This is a genomic window from Wenzhouxiangella indolica (assembly GCF_042310355.1).
Lineage (GTDB): Bacteria > Pseudomonadota > Gammaproteobacteria > Xanthomonadales > Wenzhouxiangellaceae > Wenzhouxiangella.
The window spans coordinates 16,340-36,834 of record NZ_JBHJMR010000020.1; the positions used below are offsets into that span (position 1 = coordinate 16,340).

Consider the following 20,495-nt stretch of genomic DNA (forward strand, 5'->3'; position numbering starts at 1 on the left):
GTTGCCCGGATCAGCCCGCGGTTCACGGGCTGACGGGGTCGGGATCCTCGTCGTCGTCATCGCCGCCGTCGATGATCTCGTAGCCGATGTAGCTGCCGATAACCCCGCTGAACGCGAGCGCAACACCGCTGCCCGAGCTCAAGCCGGCGATGGCGGCCCCGGCGACTTCCTGTCGAGTCCACCAGACCATGCAGGGCAGGGCGCTGCGGTCGGTGTCGAGCTGTTCCTCGACTTCCGGCGGCAGTTCCAGTTCGACGCGGCGCGCAGCCTGCGGCGTGAATTCATACTGTTCGCCGGGTTCGACCAGGCGTTGGACCGTGCGTTGGCGGTTGCGGCCGTCGAGCTCGCCCGATTGCACCGTCACGCGGTTGAGGGAGGTATCCACCAACTGGATCAGGCCGGCCGCGGTCAGGCCGAGGCAGGGGGCCAGGTCGCCAGCGGGACGGGCCTCGAACTGGAAGTCCCCGGCGTCGATCAGCAGTTCCTTGTCTTCGCCCTCGAGGGCGTAGATCAGGTCGCCGGCATCCAGCGTGCCCGAAATCGTGCCGTTGTCGATCGTCAGGGTCGCGTCCGTGCCTTCAATGAAGGCGAAGCTGTTGCCTTCGTTGAGGTGCAGGATGCCGTAGCCGTTCCGGACCTGGACGCGGTCGCCCGAGAACCAGGAGTAGTTGCTGTCGCGAACCGTGATGGTGTTGCCGCTTCCCCCCTGCGTGACGCTGACGGAGCCGCGCACGTCGAGCGTGCCGCTGGGCGCCTGCGCCATCGCGCTGCCGGCCATGAAGGCGCTGGCAACGAGCGCGCCGGAAATCGTGGCAACCCATTTCGAGGTAACCGTGCGAGAAAATGTGATCATATTCAATGTTCCTGGTGCAAAGCCTGAACTGCCGCTCCCCACTTTTACTGAGGACAATGCAAGTTCAGAGTAATGGGGCCGGCGGTGCATGTCAAACCATTTGGCGCCGCCGACAGGCGGTCTCGTCGGGACTGAATCGTGAGCGGATGTGGCCTGTGGGACGCGGATTTGCTTGCCGGGGCGACGGGCCTGTCGTAGAGTGACGCGGCAATGAACGCACCCGCACGATTCCCCTGGGGCATGGTCGATATTCACGGGCACCTGTTGCCCGGCATCGACGATGGGGCGCGTAGCATGGACATGGCGCTGGATATGGCCCGAATGGCCGTCGCCGACGGCATTTCCCTGTCCCTGATGACGCCGCATCACCTCAACGGGGTCTACGAGAACCCCGCCGAGAACGTGCGCGAGCGCACGGCGGCGTTCCGCGAGGCCCTGAGAGCGGCCGAGATCGAGCTCGAGGTGTTCCCGGGCGCGGAATGCCACCTGGTGCCCGAGCTGGCGCGCGAACTGCAGGCCGGCACAGCCATGACCGTCGCCGACCGCGGGCGCGCCGTTCTGGTGGAGCTGCCGGTGCATTCCATTCCAATGGGGGCGACCACCATCCTGGAAAACATCCTGGCGCTGAACATGGTGCCGGTCGTCGTCCACCCCGAGCGCAACTCCGAACTGGCCCGCAACCCCGACCGCCTGGCCGACTGGGTCGACATGGGCTGCCTGGCGCAGGTCACGGGCCGCTCGTGCACCGGCAAGTTCGGCGACCGCGCCCTGCGCGCCGCGCGCGAGATGGTCACGCGGGGAATGATCCATTTCCTGGCCTCGGATGCCCACCGCGACCGCCGCCGCGTCCCCGAGATGACCCCCGGCCGCGAATCCGTCACTCCCTGGATCGGCCCAGAAGCCGCCCGCCTGATCACCGAAGATTTCCCACGCAACCTGGTCATGGGCCGAGAAATCGACCCCGAGCAGCTCCTTGAATTGCTCCCGCGCCAAAGAAAAAGCCGCGGGCTCTTCGCACGGTTGCTGGGCCGAAGCTGAAGGCCCGCGGTTTTGGTCTTCCGTAGGATGCGTGGAGCGCAGCGCAACGCATCAGCCAACCCCAACCGCCGCCGATGCGTTACGGCCTAACGGCCTCCACACATCCTACGCCCCCCACCCAGACCAACGCACCCACCCCACACGGCAAAGCCGTCCCCCTGGTCCGTGGCCCGTGATCCGTAAACCGTAAACCGCGGAATCATCGACCGTAGGATGCGTGGAGCGAAGCGCAACGCATCAGCCAACCCCAACCGCCGCCGATGCGTTACGGCCTCCGGCCTCCACACATCCTACGCCCCATCCAGACCAACGCACCCACCCCACACGGCAAAACCGCCCCAACGCTAACGGAGCCGCGCCAAAACACCAGAACGCAGCCCGGAACCCGTTGTTCTTTCCTGAAACCTGAAACCTGAAACCTTCTTTAAGTCCCCTCCAAAACCGCCCAATCCCCCAGTTCGCTATAATCTCCCCATGCGCATCACCGAACAGCAACATCAGGCCATCCTCTCTGCTGCGCGTCGTGCCTTCGGGCCTAACGTGACGGTCCGGCTGTTCGGTTCGCGTACGAACGACCAGCGCAAGGGCGGCGATTTTGATTTGTATGTCGAGTGCGATTCCGACGACGCCGATTGGCTTACCCGCGCAAAGCTGAAATTTCTTTGCGAGTTGGACAGGAGCACGGCGCTGGCAGGCGAAAAAATTGACGTCGTGCTGTCCACGCCGCTGCACCGCGAACCGCGGGCCATCGACCAGATCGCAAGAAGTGAAGGTGTCCGGCTGTGAGCGGGTCCTCCCGGAGCAAGCTCGAATCCGCGTTCAGGGAATGCGAGCTGCACGCGGAAATTCTCGCTGAAGATCTTGACGAGCACGGTGAACCCGCATATTCGGCGGCAAGTATCGAGGCACTGACCAGGCACCGGCTGCGTCTGCTGGACCAGATGGCCTACCGCTTCACGAAACTGCAGGCCACCCTGGGGGAGCAGGTACTGCCCATGCTGCTCGACCTGGCCGAAGAACCACTCGCCTCGGACGCGCCGTTTGCACAAAAGCTCCAACGCCTGGAGCGCATCGGCATCATTCCGTCGGCCGAACAATGGCGCGAGCTCCGAATCGCGCGCAATACAATCGCCCACGAGTATCCCGATGCTCCCGAGCTCAAGGCCGCTGCGCTAAATCAGTTCGTGCGAAGCGCAGACGACCTTCTTCAGTTCTGGGAGCATGTCGCCGACCAAGCCAGGCAACTTGGCTGAACCCTTCGATCCCGACCCGATAGTCTTTCCCGGAACCCGGAACCCGGAACCCGGAACCCGTTGTTTTCCCTGAAACCTGAAACCTTCTTTAAAGAACCCCGACGCCATTTCCATGCATCGTTCGTCAAGGTAAGTCATGCAACTCCAGGTCACCGTCACCACGCACTTCCAGCACCTTGTTGACAAGGTCACCGCCACAGCGATCGTCTGCCCATTTCAGCGCCTGGCAAAGGCGTTGCCATTGGTCTTCACGGCTGAGCCCAGCTTCTCGTAGCGCAATCACTCCGGGGTGGAGTTCGATATTACGCGCCAGGTTGAGGAAGTCACCAATATTTAGTGTGACAACGACCTGGTCATATCGCCAAGCGTACTGCCAGACGCGGATATCCGGTTGCCCCATAAGGCCTGCATCCCTGACTGCTTGTGAGGGAAATCCTGCCTGGTTGGCCCATTGCGCAAGAAGCGGGGACAGGTTTTCGTCAATCAGCAGCTTCACCGGCAGCGCGTCTGATCTGCAAACGGCCAGGAGGACGCCCTGGGTCGTTGCCCATACGGGCTTTCAGCGCAGCATAGGAAAGTGCTGCACGATCCAGCGCCGGATAGTCTTCGCGAAGTTGCTCAACCGGTACCCCTTGCCGGATCTGTTCGACCACCTGCTGGACCGGCACTCGCGTACCCCGGAAAACCGGCTGGCCACCGCAGATCTCAGGATTGCGCTCGATGCGGGTCGAACCCAGCCTGTAGGCGCGTAGCTCCGAGCTTGAACGGTTGATGATTGGACCGAGATCGAAGACAACGGGAACATTTCCGCTCCGCTTCAGTTGTTGTCCGTCGCGTCTCCAGCGACCCGAAAGCGCCACATTGCGCCTGAAAACGGAATACAGCTCGCGCCGCTCGTCAGGGCCAACACTGATGCCTTCCTGCTCCAGTTCTTTCTTGAAACAGAAGTAAATCACATCCCGGAAGCTGAGCTGCAGACGGGCACGGCCCGCGGAAACTGCAGATCGCTTCAGTACCCGCTGAAACTCCTGCCGAATGGCCTTGGGAGTCTGTCCGGCAACCGTCGCCGCTACGCGTGTTTCAATTTCAGTACTCATGACAAAAAATATGACTCAGAGTGAGTCGTATTTTACATGAGCCAGAGTCCAACTGTAAACAAACGGCTCTCGAAACCCAGAACCCGCAACCCGTTGTCGCTTCCTGAACCCTGAACGCTGAACCCGGAACCCGTTGTTCTTTTCCTGAAACCGAGCGCAGCACCAGCCGCTCCCCATCAAAACACCAAAGAACCAAATGAACGTAGGATGCGTGGAGCGCAGCGCAACGCATCAGCCAAGCCCAATCGCAGCCGATGCGTTACGGCCTCCGGCCTCCACACATCCTACGCCCCCATCCAGACCCAGGCAGCCAGCTCGCACGGCAGAACCGCCCCCAAAGGCAACGGGGCCGCACCAAAACACCAAAACACAAAAAAACCAAAGAACCAAACGAACGTAGGATGCGTGGAGCGAAGCGCAACGCATCAGCCAAACCCAACCGCAGCCGATGCGTTACGGCCTCCGGCCTCCACACATCCTACGCCCCTGGGAGCATGTCGCCGACCAAGCCAGGCAACTTGGCTGAACCCTTCGATGCCGACCCGGTAGTCTTTCCCGGAACCCGGAACCCGGAACCCGGAACCCGGAACCCGGAACCCGGAACCCGTTGTTTTTCCGTAACCCGTAACCCGTAGTTTGACCCTACCTCGAACCCTTCAACGCTTCTTCCGGAGCCCCCGGGCCCCGCTCAGCCCGCACCCGCTTCCGCCGCTGATACCGCCGCAGCAGCCGCAACACCCGATCGGCTCGCCACATCGCGACCTGGTAACCGACAAAGAAAGCCGCCAGCGGCCAGAACATCAGCCACTCGGGCAGCCCCAGCCACCAGCCGCCGATACCGACGGCCACCAGCAGGCTCTGCAGCAGCAGCAGGCGGTTGACCGTGATGGCTACCGACCAGCCACCGCGGATGAAGATGTGGTGCAGATGCCAGCGATCGGCCGACAGCGGACTGCGGCCGCGCACGCAGCGACGGAAGAACAGGCTCAGGGCATCGGCCGCCGGCAGGACGAGCATCCAGGCCACGGTCACCGGGTAGATGCCGGCCGATTCGGTCTGGGTGGCGTAAATCGCCAGCCAGGCCAGGGCAAAGCCCAGGATGGTGCTGCCGCTGTCGCCCATGAACACCGAGGCATTCTTGCGCCAGGGTCCGCGCATGTTGTAGGGCAGGAAGCCGCCCACGGCCAGGCCCAGCAGGAAGGGCATGATCCAGGCGGCCGAGCCGTCCAGGAACAGCACCAGTGAGAACCCGGCCAGGGTGACCAGCGACACGCCACCGGCCAGGCCGTCAACGCCGTCGAGCATGTTGACGGCGTTGATCATCAGCATCACGCACAGCACCGTGAATACGCCCGAAAAGACCCACAGCCCCACGGCACCAAAGCCGAACAGGTTGCCCAGGAACTGTACCTGGAGCTCGCCGTAGACCACCACCAGCATCACCGCGGCCAGTTGTGCCAGCAGGCGCCAGAAGGTGCGCAGATCGTGGATGTCGTCGATCACGCCAACGATGGCCAGCAGGCCGATGCCGGCCAGCAGTGTATCGGCGTGGAAATTGAACGGCTCGAGCAGAAGCAGTGACAGCAGAAAGCCGACGGCGATGCCCAGGCCGCCCACGACCGGAGTGGTGCGGGCGTGGCGCCGACGGTTGCAGGGATGGTCAACCAGCCCGAGCGACGGCGCCAGTGTGCGACAAAGAAGAATGATCAGCGCCGATGAAACCAGCGCCGTGATCGAAGCAAACGTCATTTCCCCCATTTGCATCTCTCCCCTTCCCCGGAAACTTGAACGCCTTGACGAGACTAGCGCGGAATGTGATCTGGATCAAGTCTTTGGGGCATTCGGGCAGGTTTACGTTCAGGCGGCCGACTAGCCGCTCATCGATTCAATGCCAGTCGACGACCCGGAATCCGGAGACCGATTCAACCGTATCGTCGATCGGCTCCTCCCCTAGCGTCACCCAGGAGTGTGACTCCACGCCCTTGCGCGACGAACCGCGGACCCCGATCTTGAGCTGCGCATCCAGCCCCGCCCGCCGCATCCAGCTCCACAGGCACAAAGAGCGCGACAGACAATGCACGCCGGGCAGCCGAGCACCAACACGCTTCAGCGCCAGCGCGCGCCGGCGCCAGGTTGCGGCAGCCGCCGGGCTGGTCTCGCGCGCGGACTTGCGGCGCCCGAGCAGGCGCTGTGCGCGCCTGAGGCCACCCAGGCGCATCACCGCATGCGCCAGCGGCAGTCGCCAGGCGGCCGAGAACAGATCGCGACGCTGCGGCGCCGGCAGCGCGCGCCAGCGGCGCGTCCATGAGTCCCGCCTAGCCATGCTTGCCCGCGCGGTAGAAGCGCCCCTGCTGTTCGAACAGCGCCGCATAGCGACCGCCACCGGCCAGCAGCTCGGCATGACTGCCGCGCTCGATGATCCGCCCGCGGTCGAGCACGCAGACGTGATCGGCCTGCTGCAGGGTCGAGAGGCGATGGCTGATGATCAGCGCGGCGCGCCCTTCGGTGCGCTCGCGAAGATGATTGAACAGCTCGGCCTCGGCGGCCGGGTCCAGCGCGCTCGACGGCTCGTCGAGCACGATGAGGCGCGCGCTTTCGGAAAACATCGCCCGCGCCAGGGCGATGCGCTGCCACTGCCCGATGCTCAGCTCACGCCCGTCGTCGAACATGCGCGACAGTGGCGTATCCAGGCCCAGCGGCAGCTCGCCGAGAAACCCGTCGGCGCCGGCGCGCCGCGCCACTTCCTCGAAGCGCGCCGAGTCGGCCGGCTGCCGCACTTCGCCGAAGTGGATGTTGTCGCGCGCGCTCAAGGCGTAGCGCGCAAAATCCTGAAAAACCACGCCCAGCAGCGAGCGGTATTGCAGCGGGTCGAGCTCGCGGACATCCACGCCCTCGAGCGTGATGCGCCCGGCATCCGGGTCGTAGAGCCGGCACAGCAGCTTGATCAGCGTGGTCTTGCCCGAGCCGTTGGCGCCGACCAGGGCGGTGATCTTTCCCGACTCGAGCTGCAGGTCGATATCGTGCAGCACCGTCGCGTCCGTGCCCGGATAGGCGAACGACACCGACTCGAATCGAATGCCTTCGCGCACCGGGTCGGGCAGGGTGGCCGGCTCGGCCGGGGCCGTGATGGCCGGGCGGATGTCGAGAAACTCGAACAGCAGATCGATATAGAGCCGGTCCTCGAAAAAGCGCGAGATCTGGTGTACCAGCTCCTGCCCCGTGCTCTGGGCGCGCTGGAAGACCATCAGGAACAGCACCAGGTCGCCGACGCTGGTCGCACCCGCGGCCGTGCGGCCCACCAGCCAGGCTAGGGCCGCAAAGAACAGCCCGGTCGAGACCACGCCGGCGGCCAGCTCCCAACCGGCCTGGCGCCTGTGGATGGCAAAGCGCCCCCGGCGCAGCCGACCACGGATGCGGGCATATCGATTGCGCAGCAGCCGCCCGATGCGGTTCTGGCGCACTTCCCGCGCCTGCTGGTCGGCGGTCATCAGCCAGTCCAGGTAGCCGGCCCGGCGCTGTTCCTGCGTGGTCCGGCGCTCCCACTCGTAGAGCCGGCGTGTGAAGCGCAGCCGGGCCCACAGCATCGGCAAGGTCGCGACGGCCAGCAGGGGCAGCAGCAGCGGGTGGATGGTTGCGATCAGGGCGATGACCGCCACCAGCATCACCGCTGACTTGACCATCATCAGCAGGTTGCCCACCACCTGCGCCGGGCGCTGGTTGCCCGCCTGGCGCGCCCGGCGCAGCGTGTCGAAATAGCGCGGACTCTCGAAAAACGCCAGGTCGGCGCTCACAGCCGAGTCATGCACCTGCCAATCGACATGATCGGCCACCTTCAGCCCCTGCGCCTCGCGGCACAGGCTGGCGCCGGTGCGCGCCGCCAGGTAGGCAATCGTGCTCGCACCCGTCAGCGCCACCCAGAACAGGGCCGAAGAGGCATCCCCGCCGCCACCCTCGAGCGAGGCGGTGAGCACATCCACCAGCTGCTTGATCAGGTAGAGCACCGCCAGCCCGAAAAAGATCTCGGCCAGCATCGCCGCGGCGGCCAGCAGCGTCCAGCCCGGGCTGGCCTGCCAGGTCAGCGAGAGCATGCGGCGCAGGGACTGGGTGGCGCTTCGAATCAAAAGGGGATTCCGGAGACCGAACTGGCCGCATTCTACCTGTTCGACTCCCCATCGCGCCGAACTCGCCGCGACAGCCCGCGGCGCAAACGCTTAAACTGAACGCTTCAGCAACCAACCGCCAGCCCATCACCGCCATGACCGAAATCTCCCGCGCCGACGCCGATGCGGCCATCGCGCGCATCGCCGCCGCCCTCGACGACAAGCGCCTGACCATCAACGCCCTCGACGACGGCTCGGGGGTGGTGCTCGATGTCGAGGGCGAGCAGATGCTGACGGCCAACGCCACGGGAATCGCCATCGTGCAGGCCATTAACGCGGGCGAGCGCGACACCGCGACCATCGCCCGCCGACTGGCCGAGCAGTTCGATGTAACAGAAGCACGAGCCGGCGAAGACGTCACCGCGTTCGTCGCCCGGGTTGCCGGCGGCCTCTGAAGCATGCGCGTCGAAGCCGATACCGAAGCCCAGGGGCCGGCCTGCCGGCTGGTTGCCGAGGCGCTCGGTGTCGAGATCGCGATCAGCGGAATCACCGCCGGTGAAATGCGCTACCGGCTTGAAGGGCAGGGCGAGCCCTGGCGCTGGGCCGACCTGGTCGGGCGTGGCCCGATCGGGGTCCGCCTGGCAACGGATCCCATCCATGAGCCCGTCGAGGGCGAGCCGATCGTATTTGAGACCGATCTATCGGACGGCCGAGTAAAGCTGGTCTCCGGCGGCGAAGCCGAGTTCCGGGTCGAGCCACACCACGCCGACAGCGGCGGCATTCTGCCCTATTGTTTTCACGCCGCCGTCGCCCAGCAACTGGCGCGTGCCGGCGTTATGAGCGTGCATGCCGCCGGTATCGTTTCGCCACGCGGTGGGCTGCTGGTCGTCGGACGCAAGGGTGCCGGCAAGTCCACTCTGACGGCGTCGGCTTTTTGCGCGGGGTTCGGTGTGGTCAGCGATGATTGGCTGCTGGCCGCGGTGAATGGAACCGCCATACACGTAGAGCGGATGCGCAACTACATGATGCTGCGCATGGGCTGGGCCAGCGAGCAGTTCCAAAAGCGACTACCGGACGGTCTGCTGCAGGAGTCCGCCACGCGACCGCGCTTTTACCTGCGCCTTCCGCCGAGCAACGCCCGTTTTCCGCAAGACGCACGAATCAACATGATCGCCGTTGTCGAGCGGCCGCGTGGCGGGCGCCGTGCGCAAACCGAAATCGAAGCGCTGCCGTCGGCGCTTGCGTTGGCACACCTCACCGAGTCGAGCATGCCCGTCTTGTTGTCGCAGCAGCTGCCGGTCGAAAGGGCATGCCTTTTCGAGCAGCTGTCACGCGCCCTGTCGCAAGCGCCGGCCCGTCGAATTCGCACCGGCACCGACCTGGTGAGCACACCCGAGAAGGCCTGGCGTTGCGTGCTGCAGCCCCTTGCGGGCGCGGCCGGCAGGCGGCGTGTCGCGGTTGACCGAGGCCGTTCCGGGTGCTAATCTTCTAACGAAGAGTGTGACTGAGTTCAAACCCGCGCAGGGGGGGAGCATTGGAGACGGGTTTCCGCCCTGTAGCGCATTCCGAATAAGGGTGATTTCATGTCTGAAACGAGGGTCGATCAACTCGAGCCGGGCCATAGTAATGTCGCTGGCAAGTCTTCCTACGAAGCGCCAGCGGCCGAATGGCACGATCTGCGTGTAATTACGCTGGGGGGCAGTCCAGGGGAGGGAGACTCTGGAGCCATAGACACTCAACAACCAGCAGGTGACCAGTCCAACAGTCAGTATAGAAGCAGGGGCGGTAGTCACTACGACGCCAATCCAGACGACGATTATGGCAACTACGTCTAAACTCCCCCAACGCCCGAATGGCTGAATGAATAGGGCGGAAGCGCCTACTTTATCTTTTGCGACCGATCAAAGTAGTCCAAAGCCATGGCAATTGCTTGGAAGTGGCTGGTATTCATCCGGCTCTTGGTCCTTAGCGCTACTCGGTTTTGTATCCAACCTTCATGAATTCTCCACCGGGCCTTCATTCACAAGGACGGGATCGCAAGCTCAAATTCTCGCTGATTTACTGGATAAGCGTGGCCCGAGCCTGATTGAGCGTCTGTGCGGCAACTTCGCGTTGTACGCAGTCTGTCACCCCGAACGTTTCATCCTTTTGGCGCGCGATCGACTCGGCGGTCGTACGCTCTACTACGCCATTCATTCCAGTCGGTGGTACATCGGGCCGACGGCCGGGGGCGTTTTGCGTTCATGCAGGATGCCGCCCCGGCAGGATAGCGTGTCGATGGCTGCCCATTTCTCCGGTTTGCCGGTGCCTCAAGGGCGGACCGGCTTCGAAGGGGTTCACGAACTGCGACCGGGCGAAATCCTGAGTATCGATGTCTTCGGTACTCGTTCCCTGTATATGGCCCTGCCTTCCGCCTGCATGGATGATTACAGCGACACCGCCGCAACTGTGGGAACCTTTCGCGAGCTATTCGATCAGGCCGTTGCCAGTCGTCTTCCCTTACACGGCCCTACGGCAATTATGCTTTCGGGTGGGATGGACTCAGGGCCTGTCGCTGAATCGGCGGCGCGGCAGTTGCGGGAAAATCGAGAGTCGCTGCATCCGGTTTCCTGGCGGCTACCCAACTCTCCGGAAGCTGATGAGAGTTATTGGATCCGCACCCTGTGTCGCCATCTCCGACTGCAGCCGCAGTGGATTGATCCGCAATACCTTCCTTTTGGCCAGCTCAACGGTTCCATGATCAGCCCGGACTGGCCGAGCTTCAATTCCTTCCGCCACCTGGTCAATGCCTGTTATCGCGAGGCTGCCGAGTCGGGTTGCTCCGTGATCCTGAACGGCAATGCCGGGGATAACCTTTATATGCCATTTCACCTTCTCTACCGCGGCTATGCACTCGACGGCGACTGGCGTTTGATCTGGCGTGATCTGGTGCACATTTTCGGGCGAGGCGGTGCGCGAGCCCTGGCTTCGCACCCCCCGCTTCGCTATTTACTCGGCCGGTTCCGTTCCGGTCGAAGAAAATCCCGAATGCCTGAATGGCTGTTGCCGTCCGCTCGGCCAGCCTGGCACCTGGCCCACGAGGGTCAGCCGAGATTCGATGATCATGTATTGCCGGAGTACGCAGCACAGTTGCTGGGGCCGCGCATGACCAGCGGACGCTGCCATGAACAGTATTTCGCTGGCCTTCACGGCATTGAGCGTCGCGATCCTTTTCACGATGAGAATCTCGTTGGATTCATGCTCAGGGCACCTGCGTCATTGAGTGTGCGGGATGGTCGGACCAAGTGGATCATCCGTGAGGCCACGCGAGGCCGCTTGCCTAATGCGTTTCGGCTCAAGCAGCGCACCGGCCTGCTGAATAGCTACTTTTTGGCCGGGTTGCGAGCGAATCGAAAGGCTGTGGACCGGTTGCTGTTCGAAGAATCTCCCGGCTGGCAACGCTGGCTGCGACCGGAGTTCGTTCGCGCTGCGCTGGCGGAACCGGACAAAAATCATAGCGTTGTGTTGTCGCGTTGCGTCGGCTACGCGCTTTGGGCGAAGCACTGGGGCCTCTAGAAGACAGGGTCGACATAAAAAAGGGGCGCCTCGCAGGGCGCCCCTTCTCGGGCTTCGATTTATGTTGAGTGTTCAGTCCACCGTAAGCGTCGGATCGCCAAGCAGGCCCCAGTTGATCACCTGGTCGTCCAGCCCTTCATCACTCGCGTCACGACGAGCCTGCAACACGGCCTGACCAAGCGTCATGCCTTGGAGTTGGTATTCCTGAACCCTGGAGACCACGAACTCGTTCTGCCGATAGTTCGACAGTGTAGTCGCCCCATGGATGGCCACGGCACCGTTTTGCGCACCCGGAATCGGATTTCCCTGAGCGTCCTCGTCGTAGCCGTTCATCCAGCGATGGGCCACTGTCTCGCTGTAGGGCGAGACGAAGTAGCTGGTGTAGCACGTCGAGGTGCTGATCATCGTCGGCAGCCCGAAGTTGTCGAGTCCCGCCAGGTCATTGGGAACCAGCAGGCCGTCGAAAGTCCACATGCTCGGGGAGCCGTGACCGACGAAGCCGGTGAACGCCCGGCCTTGCTCGAGCAGCCCGAACAACTGATCGCGGCCGGCATCCGGGCTGGCAACGTCGTCGAGGAATACTGAATCGATCTGGCCCTCGGGCCAGCCGGCATCAACGAGCTGGGCCATCATGCGGGTGGCCTGCTCCTGGAAGGAACGCTGGCCCGGATCTTCCAGATCCGCGACCCAGACTGCATTGCGCAGGCCTTCCATGCTGCCTTCCCAGTCCAGCGTCTTGTAAACGATGGATTCCAGGTCGTCGAGCGTGCGCACCGGCCAGCGCCCAATCGCCTTGTCGGCTACGCCGTCCCCGTCAATGTCGGCCATCAGCCCATCCGACGGGGTATGGGCGACGCGTTCGGTCGCCGCATAGAAGGTCGGGATGAAGCTGACACTGCCCATCTCCAGAATGTCGCGGTAATCGTAGGTGTCGTCTCCCACGAGAAGCACGTGCTCGTAGTCGAACTGCGAGTCAGCCGCGGCCAGGAAACGACGCACGGCCTGGGGCAGGGGCATCCCGCCGCCGAAGTGCGTCTGGATCTCGGTGATATCGAGCAGGCGCACGTTCCAGCCTTCCGCATTGCGCTCGGCGACGAAGTCATTGAGCGGATGCGATTCCTGAGCACTGGCCGGCAGGAAGGCCGGGTGAGCAATCACCAGGAAGTCGCCGGCTTGATCCAGCAGCGGGTTGCTGCCGATTGCGTCCAGGGGCTCGGGCCGGTGCAGGGCGTTGTCTGAGGACATCCACAGCGCATAGCCTTCCTCGGCCGGCGGAACGGCGCGGATCATGCCGCGGCCGGCGACTTCGGTCGGCACACTCAGCAATTCCTCACCGTTCCAGGCCCAGGCGGTCTGGCCGGATTGAAGGAATCCATCGCCGGTAACGTTGTTGCCCGGCTCGTATTCCTGGATCAGGAGCCGGTCATCGTTCGCCCGAGTGCTTGTGGGCACGAACAGCGTGATCGACTCGAGCAGCACGAGGTCGACATCCGCTTCCGTACCGCCGGGCAGGCTCACTTCAACAGAAACCGTTTCGCTGTCGAGGGCACTCGCCGGAATCTCCGACGTGATGCGCCGTTCCACGCGGCCATTGAAGAATTCTTCGGTGACAATTTCACCATTGACCGCGACACGAACGTGGTGATCGGGAGAGGGGTCCGGATCATTGCCACCCGCAAGCACGATCTCCAGGCGACCGGTTTCGCCCCGAACAGCGTGCTTGGGCAGATCGAACGTTGATGTGTGTGAGTTTTGATCCGATACCCATGAGCGCAGCTCGGCCAGCGACCAGGGGTCATCCAGCACGGCCGACATGCGGTAGGACAGATCCCGGTCATCGCGCAGCGGCTTCATGTAGGAGCGGTCGGTATGGATCATTGCCCCTTCGGGTGCCTTGCCGGCCGCCAGCGCGTTGCCGCGGTCGAGTTTGACGCGATAGACGAGGTCGTCCACGTAGAGCGCGTTCGGGAACGAAGGCTTCTCGCCCCAGAACTCGATGACGGTCCGTTCATTGAACGTCCGTGAACGTGCGCCCCAGCGCGAGCCATTGAATGAATCGCCGCGCCCCAGTGTGCGAACGGATCTCGGTACGGGCTCACCGTCGGCGGTGACGGCAATTCGATCCAGCCGCTGGCCACGCAAGTCGATTCCCGCTGCCATGAGATCGTCATGGGTGATCCGTTGCATACCTTCCTCGGTAACCAGGAAGTCTGCCGCTAACGGCTTGTCCTGGCGAGAATCGGCGCGCCAGGTTTCACCCATGCGCTGGAAGCCCAGGGTCGCCAGCCGTGCTTCGGCAGCGGTGCGAATGCTCTGCCAGTCGATGGGTGTGGAGGCATCGGCGCGGCCGTAGCGCGCATCGACATCAAACAGGCCGTACATCTCTTCCTTGCCGCGATTATCAACGGCGGTAATTGCGAGCTGATCAATGCCGGCACGTTGCTCATTTGTAAGCGTATGGCTGTACTCCTGAGGATGCGCGGCGTCCCCGGTCTTCGACGGAATCATGTCGGGCGTGAGAAGGGTCATTTCTCGTCCGTTATAACCCCACAGGTAGAAGCCGACATTCTCAGTCTCCGAAACCGTAGACCACGAGACGTTCAGGCCTTCGCGTGTCTCGCGAGCTTCAAAGCCACTGATGCTGACAGGAAGGGTGCCAGCCGTGAGCTCGTGGTCTTCCACTTCACCATCCGCCTGGAAACCCCATGGTGCCGGCGAAGTGCGGTCAATATCCAATGCACTTGAACCAAAGAAGCCGCGTTCGGTGTCGGTGGTAATGCGGAACCGTGAGAAGGTCTGGCCAGTCGTCAGGGTGTCACTGGAGGTATAGCGCCAGACTACAACCACCACCCCTTCGCAGTTCGCGGGCACGTTGCCATCATCGAAATTAGGACCGCCAATCGTGTCACCATTGTTCGCGCCACTTTGCGCACAGGTGTTCCCGTCCCCGGAGGGATCGAAGTCATCGAGACCGGTATCCCCGACGATGACCTCGGCGGCCGAGCGCTCGCAGTCGGCGGAAATCTGCCCGTCACTGGTAGCGCAGTCATTGCCGAATTGCCCCGAACCGTCGAAGTCCACCCATCCGGCCAGCTGCGCATCGGTCGCGGTGGGGTTGGCCACGCGCACGGCGGCGCAGTATTCAAACTGATCGGTGCCAGGATCATTGAGCATATCAACACCATCGCAGGAGACGGCTTCGCCGCTGCCGACGGCAGCAAAATTCGCCAGCTCGACCCCGCTTTCGGCACCGTCATCGGTGGCATCGGCGGATGGCTGCCCATCTTCCTCGCCGTCGGTGTCGTTGGCGCCCGGACTACCGACCGGATTAATAGAATTCGGCATCCAGGGGCCACCAATGGTGTGATGAGCGCCGCTTCTTGCGCCAACACTGAAGTTTCCGGGCAGTTCGGTAAAAGCCAAAGTGTCGTATGCTGGCGACTCTCCTAGATCTGCAGACGCAGCACGCGCGTCCGGCGCATCGCCCCAATCAATCCCACATGCAGTAATTGGAGTATCGATGGTGAAGTCAACGGCATCTGCTTGCGGATCGAACTCAAGTTCGATTGCGCCCACGTTTGAAAAAGTGACGCCGTTGCCGGTGTCCTGCCAGTTCGGATCATCAAAATCGAAGACTACGGATCGCTGAGCACCTTCCTCGATCACTTGGGTCAACGATGAGAAGTTGTTGGCATCGGAATAAAGAGTCAGGGTGACGTCTACCTCGTTATCGGGCGGCTGCCCCGCGCCGACCCCGAAGGCTACTGCCTGCGAAGCGCTCGGGCATCCCTGCGTCAAATCTTCGCCACCGAGGCCCGTTGGATCGATGACTTCAGGCTGATCATCGGCACCGTCCCAAACGATGGTAATGGTCCCGTTGGCACCGCCTTCGGCCAGATGCGAAATCTCTCGAGTATCAGCAAAAACACTTGTTCGAAAAAACCTGCCCTCATTCCCCTGCAGCTTTTCAACCACAAGATCGCGTTGGCCGCCGAGCACTCCCGGTGCAGGTCCGGCTCCAGAACTGGGACTTGACTCCGACACTGTTTCTGGCGCAGCGGCTTGAGTACCGACTTGTTGTTCGAAGTCGAATTTGTCAATCACCACCGGGCTTTGTGCCGCGGCCGCCAAGGGTAGCGCCAGGGCCGCGAGCGCCAGGGCGCCGCGAAGCCAGCTTTTGGACGTTTTCGAATGCACGCCCAGCAAACGCCGCACGGGGAGGGCCTGACCGGAACGCCGGTCGCCACGCCGCCGTTCACCCCCTGCCGTTCTAGCGTCTAACAGAGCAATCGTACTCGAGCGACCGATTTTCAGAAAATTCATTAAGGATCCCTTGTTCATAAAGCTCTTCCCTTGGTTTGGCGGTCACGCCCCGCTATTCGGAGACGGGAGAAGAAGTAAAGAACTGCTGAACTCTCCCCCTGAAGGCGTTGCTTGCAAAAAAATACCAGTCTACAAAAATGTTTCACTTAGCCTGTTGGCTCGTACAGCGCGTAGAGACCTGCCTAGCCAGTCAGTCCGTTCTGCTCGAAACGGGCCAAGCAGCTGGCTATTACCTCGCGGCTCTGGTGTGCTAGGCGCATGCGAGATACGATTGAGCGCGCTAGTTGTGACTGCTGCTCCTGAGTAGGGATCGTCGGCGCATTCATGGTTACCCACTGGCGCTCGCAATTGCGACTTCGGCGCGGAGTGGAGTTCAGTTGACATTGGATACACCCTTTTCCCCTACTTGTGGATTTGAAGAGGCCCCTGAATGCGCATGGCACTCGACAATTTTTCCAGACTTTGACCCCAATCTGAGAATAACATCACGCTATTCAAGGGGCAAGCGCGAGTTCTGGCCCTATAGCATCTTGACGGGTAGCCCTATGTAGAAGGTCAGGCCGCGTCGGGGGGCGCGCCCACTTGGGCAATAGCGCGTGTTGCCTTGCTGACCAGTTGGCGACACGAATTGGTATAGTCGAATACTCGTCGGGAATCGCCTGGCCGTGCTGATCGGGCAGACGGCTCCGCCGATCTGCAGGCGTGTCCCTGCAGATCACGTGTGTCCTGGCGTTGCGCCGAGCCCTGATCAGTCCTGGACTTCGAACCGGTCCTGGAACACTTCATCGACCACGCCGGTGATTCCGGTCTCGTCGAAATCACTGGCTGTCTCGTCGCCGGCGACGATCTCGGCCGGAACGACCATTAGGCCGCTGGCATCGGGCCGGACGTCGACTTCGAGCACGTAGGTCACCGAGCCGCCGGCCGCGATCTCGACCGCGTTGTCGGCAATCTCGCCGCTGCCGAAGGCGGTACAGGCGCTGCCCGGGCCGGCAGAGCAGGTCCAGGTCGCGGTCGCCGGGTCGAGCTGGGGCGGGAAGCTCACGCTGACCTCGGCGCCTTCGGCGGCGCTGGGGCCGGAATTATCGGCGGTGATGATGTAGGTATTCTGCTCGCCCGCATCGATGGTGCTGCGCGAATCGGTGATGCCGATACCGAGTTCGACCACCGGCTCGACGTCGGCGACGAAGGCCACCGGACTGCCGGTCAGCCCCGGCGCGCTCGCGCTGACCTCTTGCGTCGCCGCGCTTCCTAGCGTCCAGCTGCCGAGCTGGACCAGACCGTCGTTGTCCGAGACCTGCACCGTGCCGCCGATGCTACCGTCGCCGGCGGTGATCTCGAAGCCTACCGTCGTGCCGGCGAGCGGGTCGCCGAACTGGTCGAGCACCTGCGCGGTGGGCAGGTCGGCGGGAGCCACCGGTTGCCCGGCCAGGCCGCTGATGGTGACCGGGCTGGCGGCAACCAACTCCTCGGCGACCAGGCCGCCGCGGCAGTCGCCGCCGGCCGTGAGATTCCACGGCAGAAACTCAATATTCTGGCTCACCGAGCTGCCGCCGCCGTTTCCCTCGCCGGCCGGGCCGGTCGCACTGTCCCACCAGTTGCAGGTGGCATCCAGCGGGCCGCCGCTGGTGTCGGCGTCGCCCTGGACGAACACACCGATGTCCATCGGCGTGCCGGCAAGGTGGTTGTCGCGCAGCACCGCGCCGTCGGTGTTGCCGCCAAGCCCAACGACCACGCCGCCATCGATCAGGTTGGCGGTCAGCTCGTTGTTGGCATGCCCGCCTTGCTGGATCACGACGCCGGCGACGTTGCCGGTCAGTTCATTGTCGAACACGGTCGAGTCGATCATGCCGCGCAGGTTGAGCGCGGGGGCGTCGGTGCTGACCTGGTTGCCTTCGATCAGGATGTTGCTGCTGCCTTCGCCGATCTGGATGCCCCAGGCATCCGCGACCGTCGAGGTGAAATCGTTATCGCGGATGATCGAGTCGCTCATCGGGTTCTGGCCGGAGCTGAAGCCCCGGGATCCGAACTCGCTGGCGGTGTTGTCGGCAATGGTGATGCTGTCGGGCACGATCGCGGGATCGTCGAAGGGGCTTTGCGATATCGCACGACCCGCAACGCCGTTGATCTCGTTGAACTCGATCAGCGCATCCACGACGTTGCCCTGCAGGGCGATGCCGGTACTGGTGTCACTGATCGTGTTGTTCTCCACTTCGACCGCGTTCGACTGGGCCCAGCCCGGATCGGTACTCGAGAGGCTACCGGCCAGGGCGATGCCGATATCGCCGCCCGCCACCGTGTTGTTGAAGATCGAGGCGTTGTCCGATCCGATGGCCAGGATGCTGGAACTCGATTCACCCCGGGTGGCCGCCGCGACCTGGATCAGGTTGCCGCTGATGACCGATCCGGTGCCGCCGGCGACGGCAATGGCCGTCGTCGTCACGCCCTCGGTGGCCTCGACGACGTTGTCGATGATCTCGATCGTGCCGGTGCCCAGGCGCTGGGCAATGCCGCGCCGGGTCCAGCCGACGACGGTGAAGCCCTCCACCCGGACGTTGTCAGGGTAGACGCCGCCCTTGGGGTCGAACGCGCCCTCGACATCGCCGATCGAAATCGCGTTGTCGACGCCGCCGGCTTCGATCGTGGTCGACGCCGCACCCGATTCGGACAGCAGCGTCAGGCTCTTGTCGATGAAAGGCGCCTCGGCGTAGCTGCCGGCACCCACCGAGACGGTATCGCCCCCGTCGGCCTGGTCGATGGCGTACTGGATGGTCAGGCAGGGCGCGCCGGCATTGCTGCAATCCCCGGCGTCGCTGCCGCCGACGGCCACGTAGCGGGTCTGCTGGGCCAGGGCGGGTGCTGCCAGCAGCAGCAATGCGACCAGGGCGAGGCCGGTGCGGGCCGGGTGGGCGATCAAAGCGATTGTGAATTCTTTCATGTGTGTCCCCTGTCTGGAATCGGTCGAGACCAATCCGGTTGACTCCCTCTGGCGTGGCCAGGCTGAGGCCGCAACGGGCTCACCCTATACGTCGCCTGCGGAACTGAAAATAATGCAATTGGCGCGTTATTGCAATTTGCTGATTCGGGCTTTTCCCGGAACGGATCTGTCGCTTGGTAGCCTCAACCCATGATCCGAATGCGTACCTGGTCGCTCGCCGGCCTGGTAGCGCCGCCGGCTCGGCCGGAATGTTCAACTCCGACACGTTCCGCTTCGACATGGCCGGGCCCACGCAAAGCCTAAAGCCGCAACACGCCTGCCGTGGATCCGGGAGGCTGGTAGACTTTTTCACGTTTTCAAGAAGGTGGGTGGCATGTCAGTGCTTCGATTTCGGCCGGTTTGTCAGACTCGCGTCTGGGGCGGACGCAAGTGCGAAAGCCTTCTGGGGCGGGAACTGCCCGGCAGCGACCCCATCGGCGAGTCCTGGGAAATCGTCGACCGGCCTGAAGCCCAGTCGACGGACATCGGAACCGGCCGTACCCTGCGCGAATTGCTTGAGACCGACGCGGCTTCCATCATGGGCCCCGGCTACGAGCCGAACCAGCCATTTCCCGTCCTGGTCAAGTGGCTGGACTGCAGCGATCGCTTGAGCCTCCAGGTTCACCCGCCCAAGGCAGTCGCCGAGCGCCTTGGCGGTGAGCCCAAGACCGAGTGCTGGTACATTGCGGATGCAACCGACGACGCCGCGCTGATTGTCGGCCTGCGCCACGGCGTGACAAGACAGCAGTTCGAGGAAGGCATCGAGCACGAAGCCCTGGAACCGCTGCTGCACCGCTTTCCGGTCCGGAAAGGGCAGGCCATGCTACTCGAATCCGGCCGCCTGCATGCCATCGACGCCGGCAACCTGATCCTAGAGATTCAGCAAAACTCCGACACCACCTACCGCGTTTACGACTGGGGCCGCAAGGGCCTGGAAGGCAAGCCCCGGCAACTTCATGTCGGGGAAAGTCTGCAATCCATCGACTTCGACGACATCGAGCCCCATCCCCTGCCGCCGATGACGGCTCCAGGTGAACGAACGATCGCCGATTGTCCGGCACTCCGCATCCGGCAACAAAACCTGCGTGCCGGCGAGTCCATCCAGTTTGAATCGGGCCAGCAGCCGCGCATCCTCAGTCTGGTCCAGGGTCGACTTCTGGGGGAAGGAGGGCAGCTTGCGGTAAACGCCTTCGAGAATGTCCTCGTGCCCTATACCAGCACATGCTCGCTGAAAGCCGATGGGCCCTGCACCCTGCTGATTACGGACAACTTCGTGTAATGCGCGACTCGGTTGCCCGG

At 63.2% G+C, this 20,495-nt stretch carries 15 protein-coding genes and 1 pseudogene; 8 read left to right on the forward strand and 8 right to left on the reverse strand.

Annotated elements, in window-relative coordinates:
* Positions 1-22 precede the first annotated feature (22 nt).
* Positions 23-853, reverse strand: a complete 831-nt coding sequence (locus ACDC67_RS14755) for a hypothetical protein (RefSeq protein ID WP_376694367.1) — start codon at positions 851-853, stop codon at positions 23-25.
* Between the two features lie 210 nt (positions 854-1,063).
* Here ACDC67_RS14755 and ACDC67_RS14760 point away from each other — a divergent pair, with 210 nt between their 5' ends.
* The 3 genes from ACDC67_RS14760 (at position 1,064) to ACDC67_RS14770 (ending at position 3,144) form a co-directional block, all read left to right on the forward strand.
* Complete coding sequence (locus ACDC67_RS14760; protein WP_376694369.1) at positions 1,064-1,891, forward strand: tyrosine-protein phosphatase; 828 nt, start codon at positions 1,064-1,066, stop codon at positions 1,889-1,891.
* Positions 1,892-2,365: 474 nt separating this feature from the next.
* Positions 2,366-2,677, forward strand: coding sequence for a nucleotidyltransferase domain-containing protein (locus tag ACDC67_RS14765; RefSeq protein WP_376694371.1), 312 nt, complete (start codon positions 2,366-2,368; stop codon positions 2,675-2,677).
* Positions 2,674-3,144, forward strand: coding sequence for a hypothetical protein (locus ACDC67_RS14770; RefSeq protein WP_376694372.1), 471 nt, complete (start codon positions 2,674-2,676; stop codon positions 3,142-3,144). The genes ACDC67_RS14765 and ACDC67_RS14770 overlap by 4 nt, the downstream gene beginning before the upstream one ends.
* A gap of 124 nt (positions 3,145-3,268) precedes the next feature.
* Here the strand turns inward: ACDC67_RS14770 and ACDC67_RS14775 are convergent, their stop codons facing one another.
* The 5 genes from ACDC67_RS14775 to ACDC67_RS14795 form a co-directional block, all read right to left on the reverse strand.
* Positions 3,269-3,640 (reverse strand): DUF5615 family PIN-like protein, encoded by a 372-nt coding sequence (locus ACDC67_RS14775; protein ID WP_376694374.1) that lies wholly within the window; start codon positions 3,638-3,640, stop codon positions 3,269-3,271.
* Entirely contained in the window at positions 3,624-4,241 is a 618-nt protein-coding gene (locus tag ACDC67_RS14780; protein WP_376694376.1) for a DUF433 domain-containing protein, read from the reverse strand. Before ACDC67_RS14780 ends, ACDC67_RS14775 begins: the two co-directional genes overlap by 17 nt.
* A gap of 642 nt (positions 4,242-4,883) precedes the next feature.
* A complete protein-coding gene (locus ACDC67_RS14785; protein ID WP_376694377.1) occupies positions 4,884-5,999 on the reverse strand; it encodes an MraY family glycosyltransferase in 1,116 nt (371 codons plus the stop codon).
* A 127-nt stretch (positions 6,000-6,126) separates the two neighbouring features.
* Positions 6,127-6,564, reverse strand: a complete 438-nt coding sequence (locus ACDC67_RS14790; protein WP_376694379.1) for a lasso peptide biosynthesis B2 protein — start codon at positions 6,562-6,564, stop codon at positions 6,127-6,129.
* Positions 6,557-8,362 (reverse strand): ABC transporter ATP-binding protein, encoded by a 1,806-nt coding sequence (locus tag ACDC67_RS14795; protein WP_376694381.1) that lies wholly within the window; start codon positions 8,360-8,362, stop codon positions 6,557-6,559. The genes ACDC67_RS14790 and ACDC67_RS14795 overlap by 8 nt, the downstream gene beginning before the upstream one ends.
* A gap of 134 nt (positions 8,363-8,496) precedes the next feature.
* On the opposite strand from ACDC67_RS14795, the gene ACDC67_RS14800 reads away from it, so the two are divergent.
* The 4 genes and pseudogenes from ACDC67_RS14800 (at position 8,497) to ACDC67_RS14815 (ending at position 11,896) form a co-directional block, all read left to right on the forward strand.
* Complete coding sequence (locus ACDC67_RS14800) at positions 8,497-8,796, forward strand: PqqD family protein (protein ID WP_376694382.1); 300 nt, start codon at positions 8,497-8,499, stop codon at positions 8,794-8,796.
* Between the two features lie 3 nt (positions 8,797-8,799).
* Positions 8,800-9,825, forward strand: coding sequence for a hypothetical protein (locus tag ACDC67_RS14805; RefSeq protein WP_376694384.1), 1,026 nt, complete (start codon positions 8,800-8,802; stop codon positions 9,823-9,825).
* 376 nt (positions 9,826-10,201) lie between these two features.
* Positions 10,202-10,543 (forward strand): annotated as a pseudogene (locus ACDC67_RS14810) (hypothetical protein); the annotation flags it as partial.
* Between the two features lie 75 nt (positions 10,544-10,618).
* Complete coding sequence (locus ACDC67_RS14815; protein WP_376694403.1) at positions 10,619-11,896, forward strand: asparagine synthase-related protein; 1,278 nt, start codon at positions 10,619-10,621, stop codon at positions 11,894-11,896.
* Positions 11,897-11,968: 72 nt separating this feature from the next.
* Here ACDC67_RS14815 and ACDC67_RS14820 read toward each other — a convergent pair whose 3' ends face one another.
* Entirely contained in the window at positions 11,969-16,237 is a 4,269-nt protein-coding gene (locus ACDC67_RS14820) for a C25 family cysteine peptidase (RefSeq protein ID WP_376694386.1), read from the reverse strand.
* 730 nt (positions 16,238-16,967) lie between these two features.
* Positions 16,968-19,157, reverse strand: coding sequence for a right-handed parallel beta-helix repeat-containing protein (locus ACDC67_RS14825; protein ID WP_376694388.1), 2,190 nt, complete (start codon positions 19,155-19,157; stop codon positions 16,968-16,970).
* A gap of 373 nt (positions 19,158-19,530) precedes the next feature.
* On the opposite strand from ACDC67_RS14825, the gene ACDC67_RS14830 reads away from it, so the two are divergent.
* Positions 19,531-20,475, forward strand: coding sequence for a type I phosphomannose isomerase catalytic subunit (locus ACDC67_RS14830; protein WP_376694389.1), 945 nt, complete (start codon positions 19,531-19,533; stop codon positions 20,473-20,475).
* The last annotated feature ends 20 nt before the right edge of the window (positions 20,476-20,495 follow it).

Bases quoted from the DNA above. Each gene is read 5' to 3' on its own strand.
- ACDC67_RS14755 (WP_376694367.1), bottom strand. From the start codon at position 853: ATGATCACATTTTCTCGCACGGTTACCTCGAAATGGGTTGCCACGATT.
- ACDC67_RS14760 (WP_376694369.1), top strand. From the start codon at position 1,064: ATGAACGCACCCGCACGATTCCCCTGGGGCATGGTCGATATTCACGGG.
- ACDC67_RS14765 (WP_376694371.1), top strand. From the start codon at position 2,366: ATGCGCATCACCGAACAGCAACATCAGGCCATCCTCTCTGCTGCGCGT.
- ACDC67_RS14780 (WP_376694376.1), bottom strand. From the start codon at position 4,241: ATGAGTACTGAAATTGAAACACGCGTAGCGGCGACGGTTGCCGGACAG.
- ACDC67_RS14785 (WP_376694377.1), bottom strand. From the start codon at position 5,999: ATGGGGGAAATGACGTTTGCTTCGATCACGGCGCTGGTTTCATCGGCG.
- ACDC67_RS14790 (WP_376694379.1), bottom strand. From the start codon at position 6,564: ATGGCTAGGCGGGACTCATGGACGCGCCGCTGGCGCGCGCTGCCGGCG.
- ACDC67_RS14800 (WP_376694382.1), top strand. From the start codon at position 8,497: ATGACCGAAATCTCCCGCGCCGACGCCGATGCGGCCATCGCGCGCATC.
- ACDC67_RS14805 (WP_376694384.1), top strand. From the start codon at position 8,800: ATGCGCGTCGAAGCCGATACCGAAGCCCAGGGGCCGGCCTGCCGGCTG.
- ACDC67_RS14815 (WP_376694403.1), top strand. From the start codon at position 10,619: ATGGCTGCCCATTTCTCCGGTTTGCCGGTGCCTCAAGGGCGGACCGGC.
- ACDC67_RS14820 (WP_376694386.1), bottom strand. From the start codon at position 16,237: ATGAACAAGGGATCCTTAATGAATTTTCTGAAAATCGGTCGCTCGAGT.
- ACDC67_RS14825 (WP_376694388.1), bottom strand. From the start codon at position 19,157: ATGAAAGAATTCACAATCGCTTTGATCGCCCACCCGGCCCGCACCGGC.
- ACDC67_RS14830 (WP_376694389.1), top strand. From the start codon at position 19,531: ATGTCAGTGCTTCGATTTCGGCCGGTTTGTCAGACTCGCGTCTGGGGC.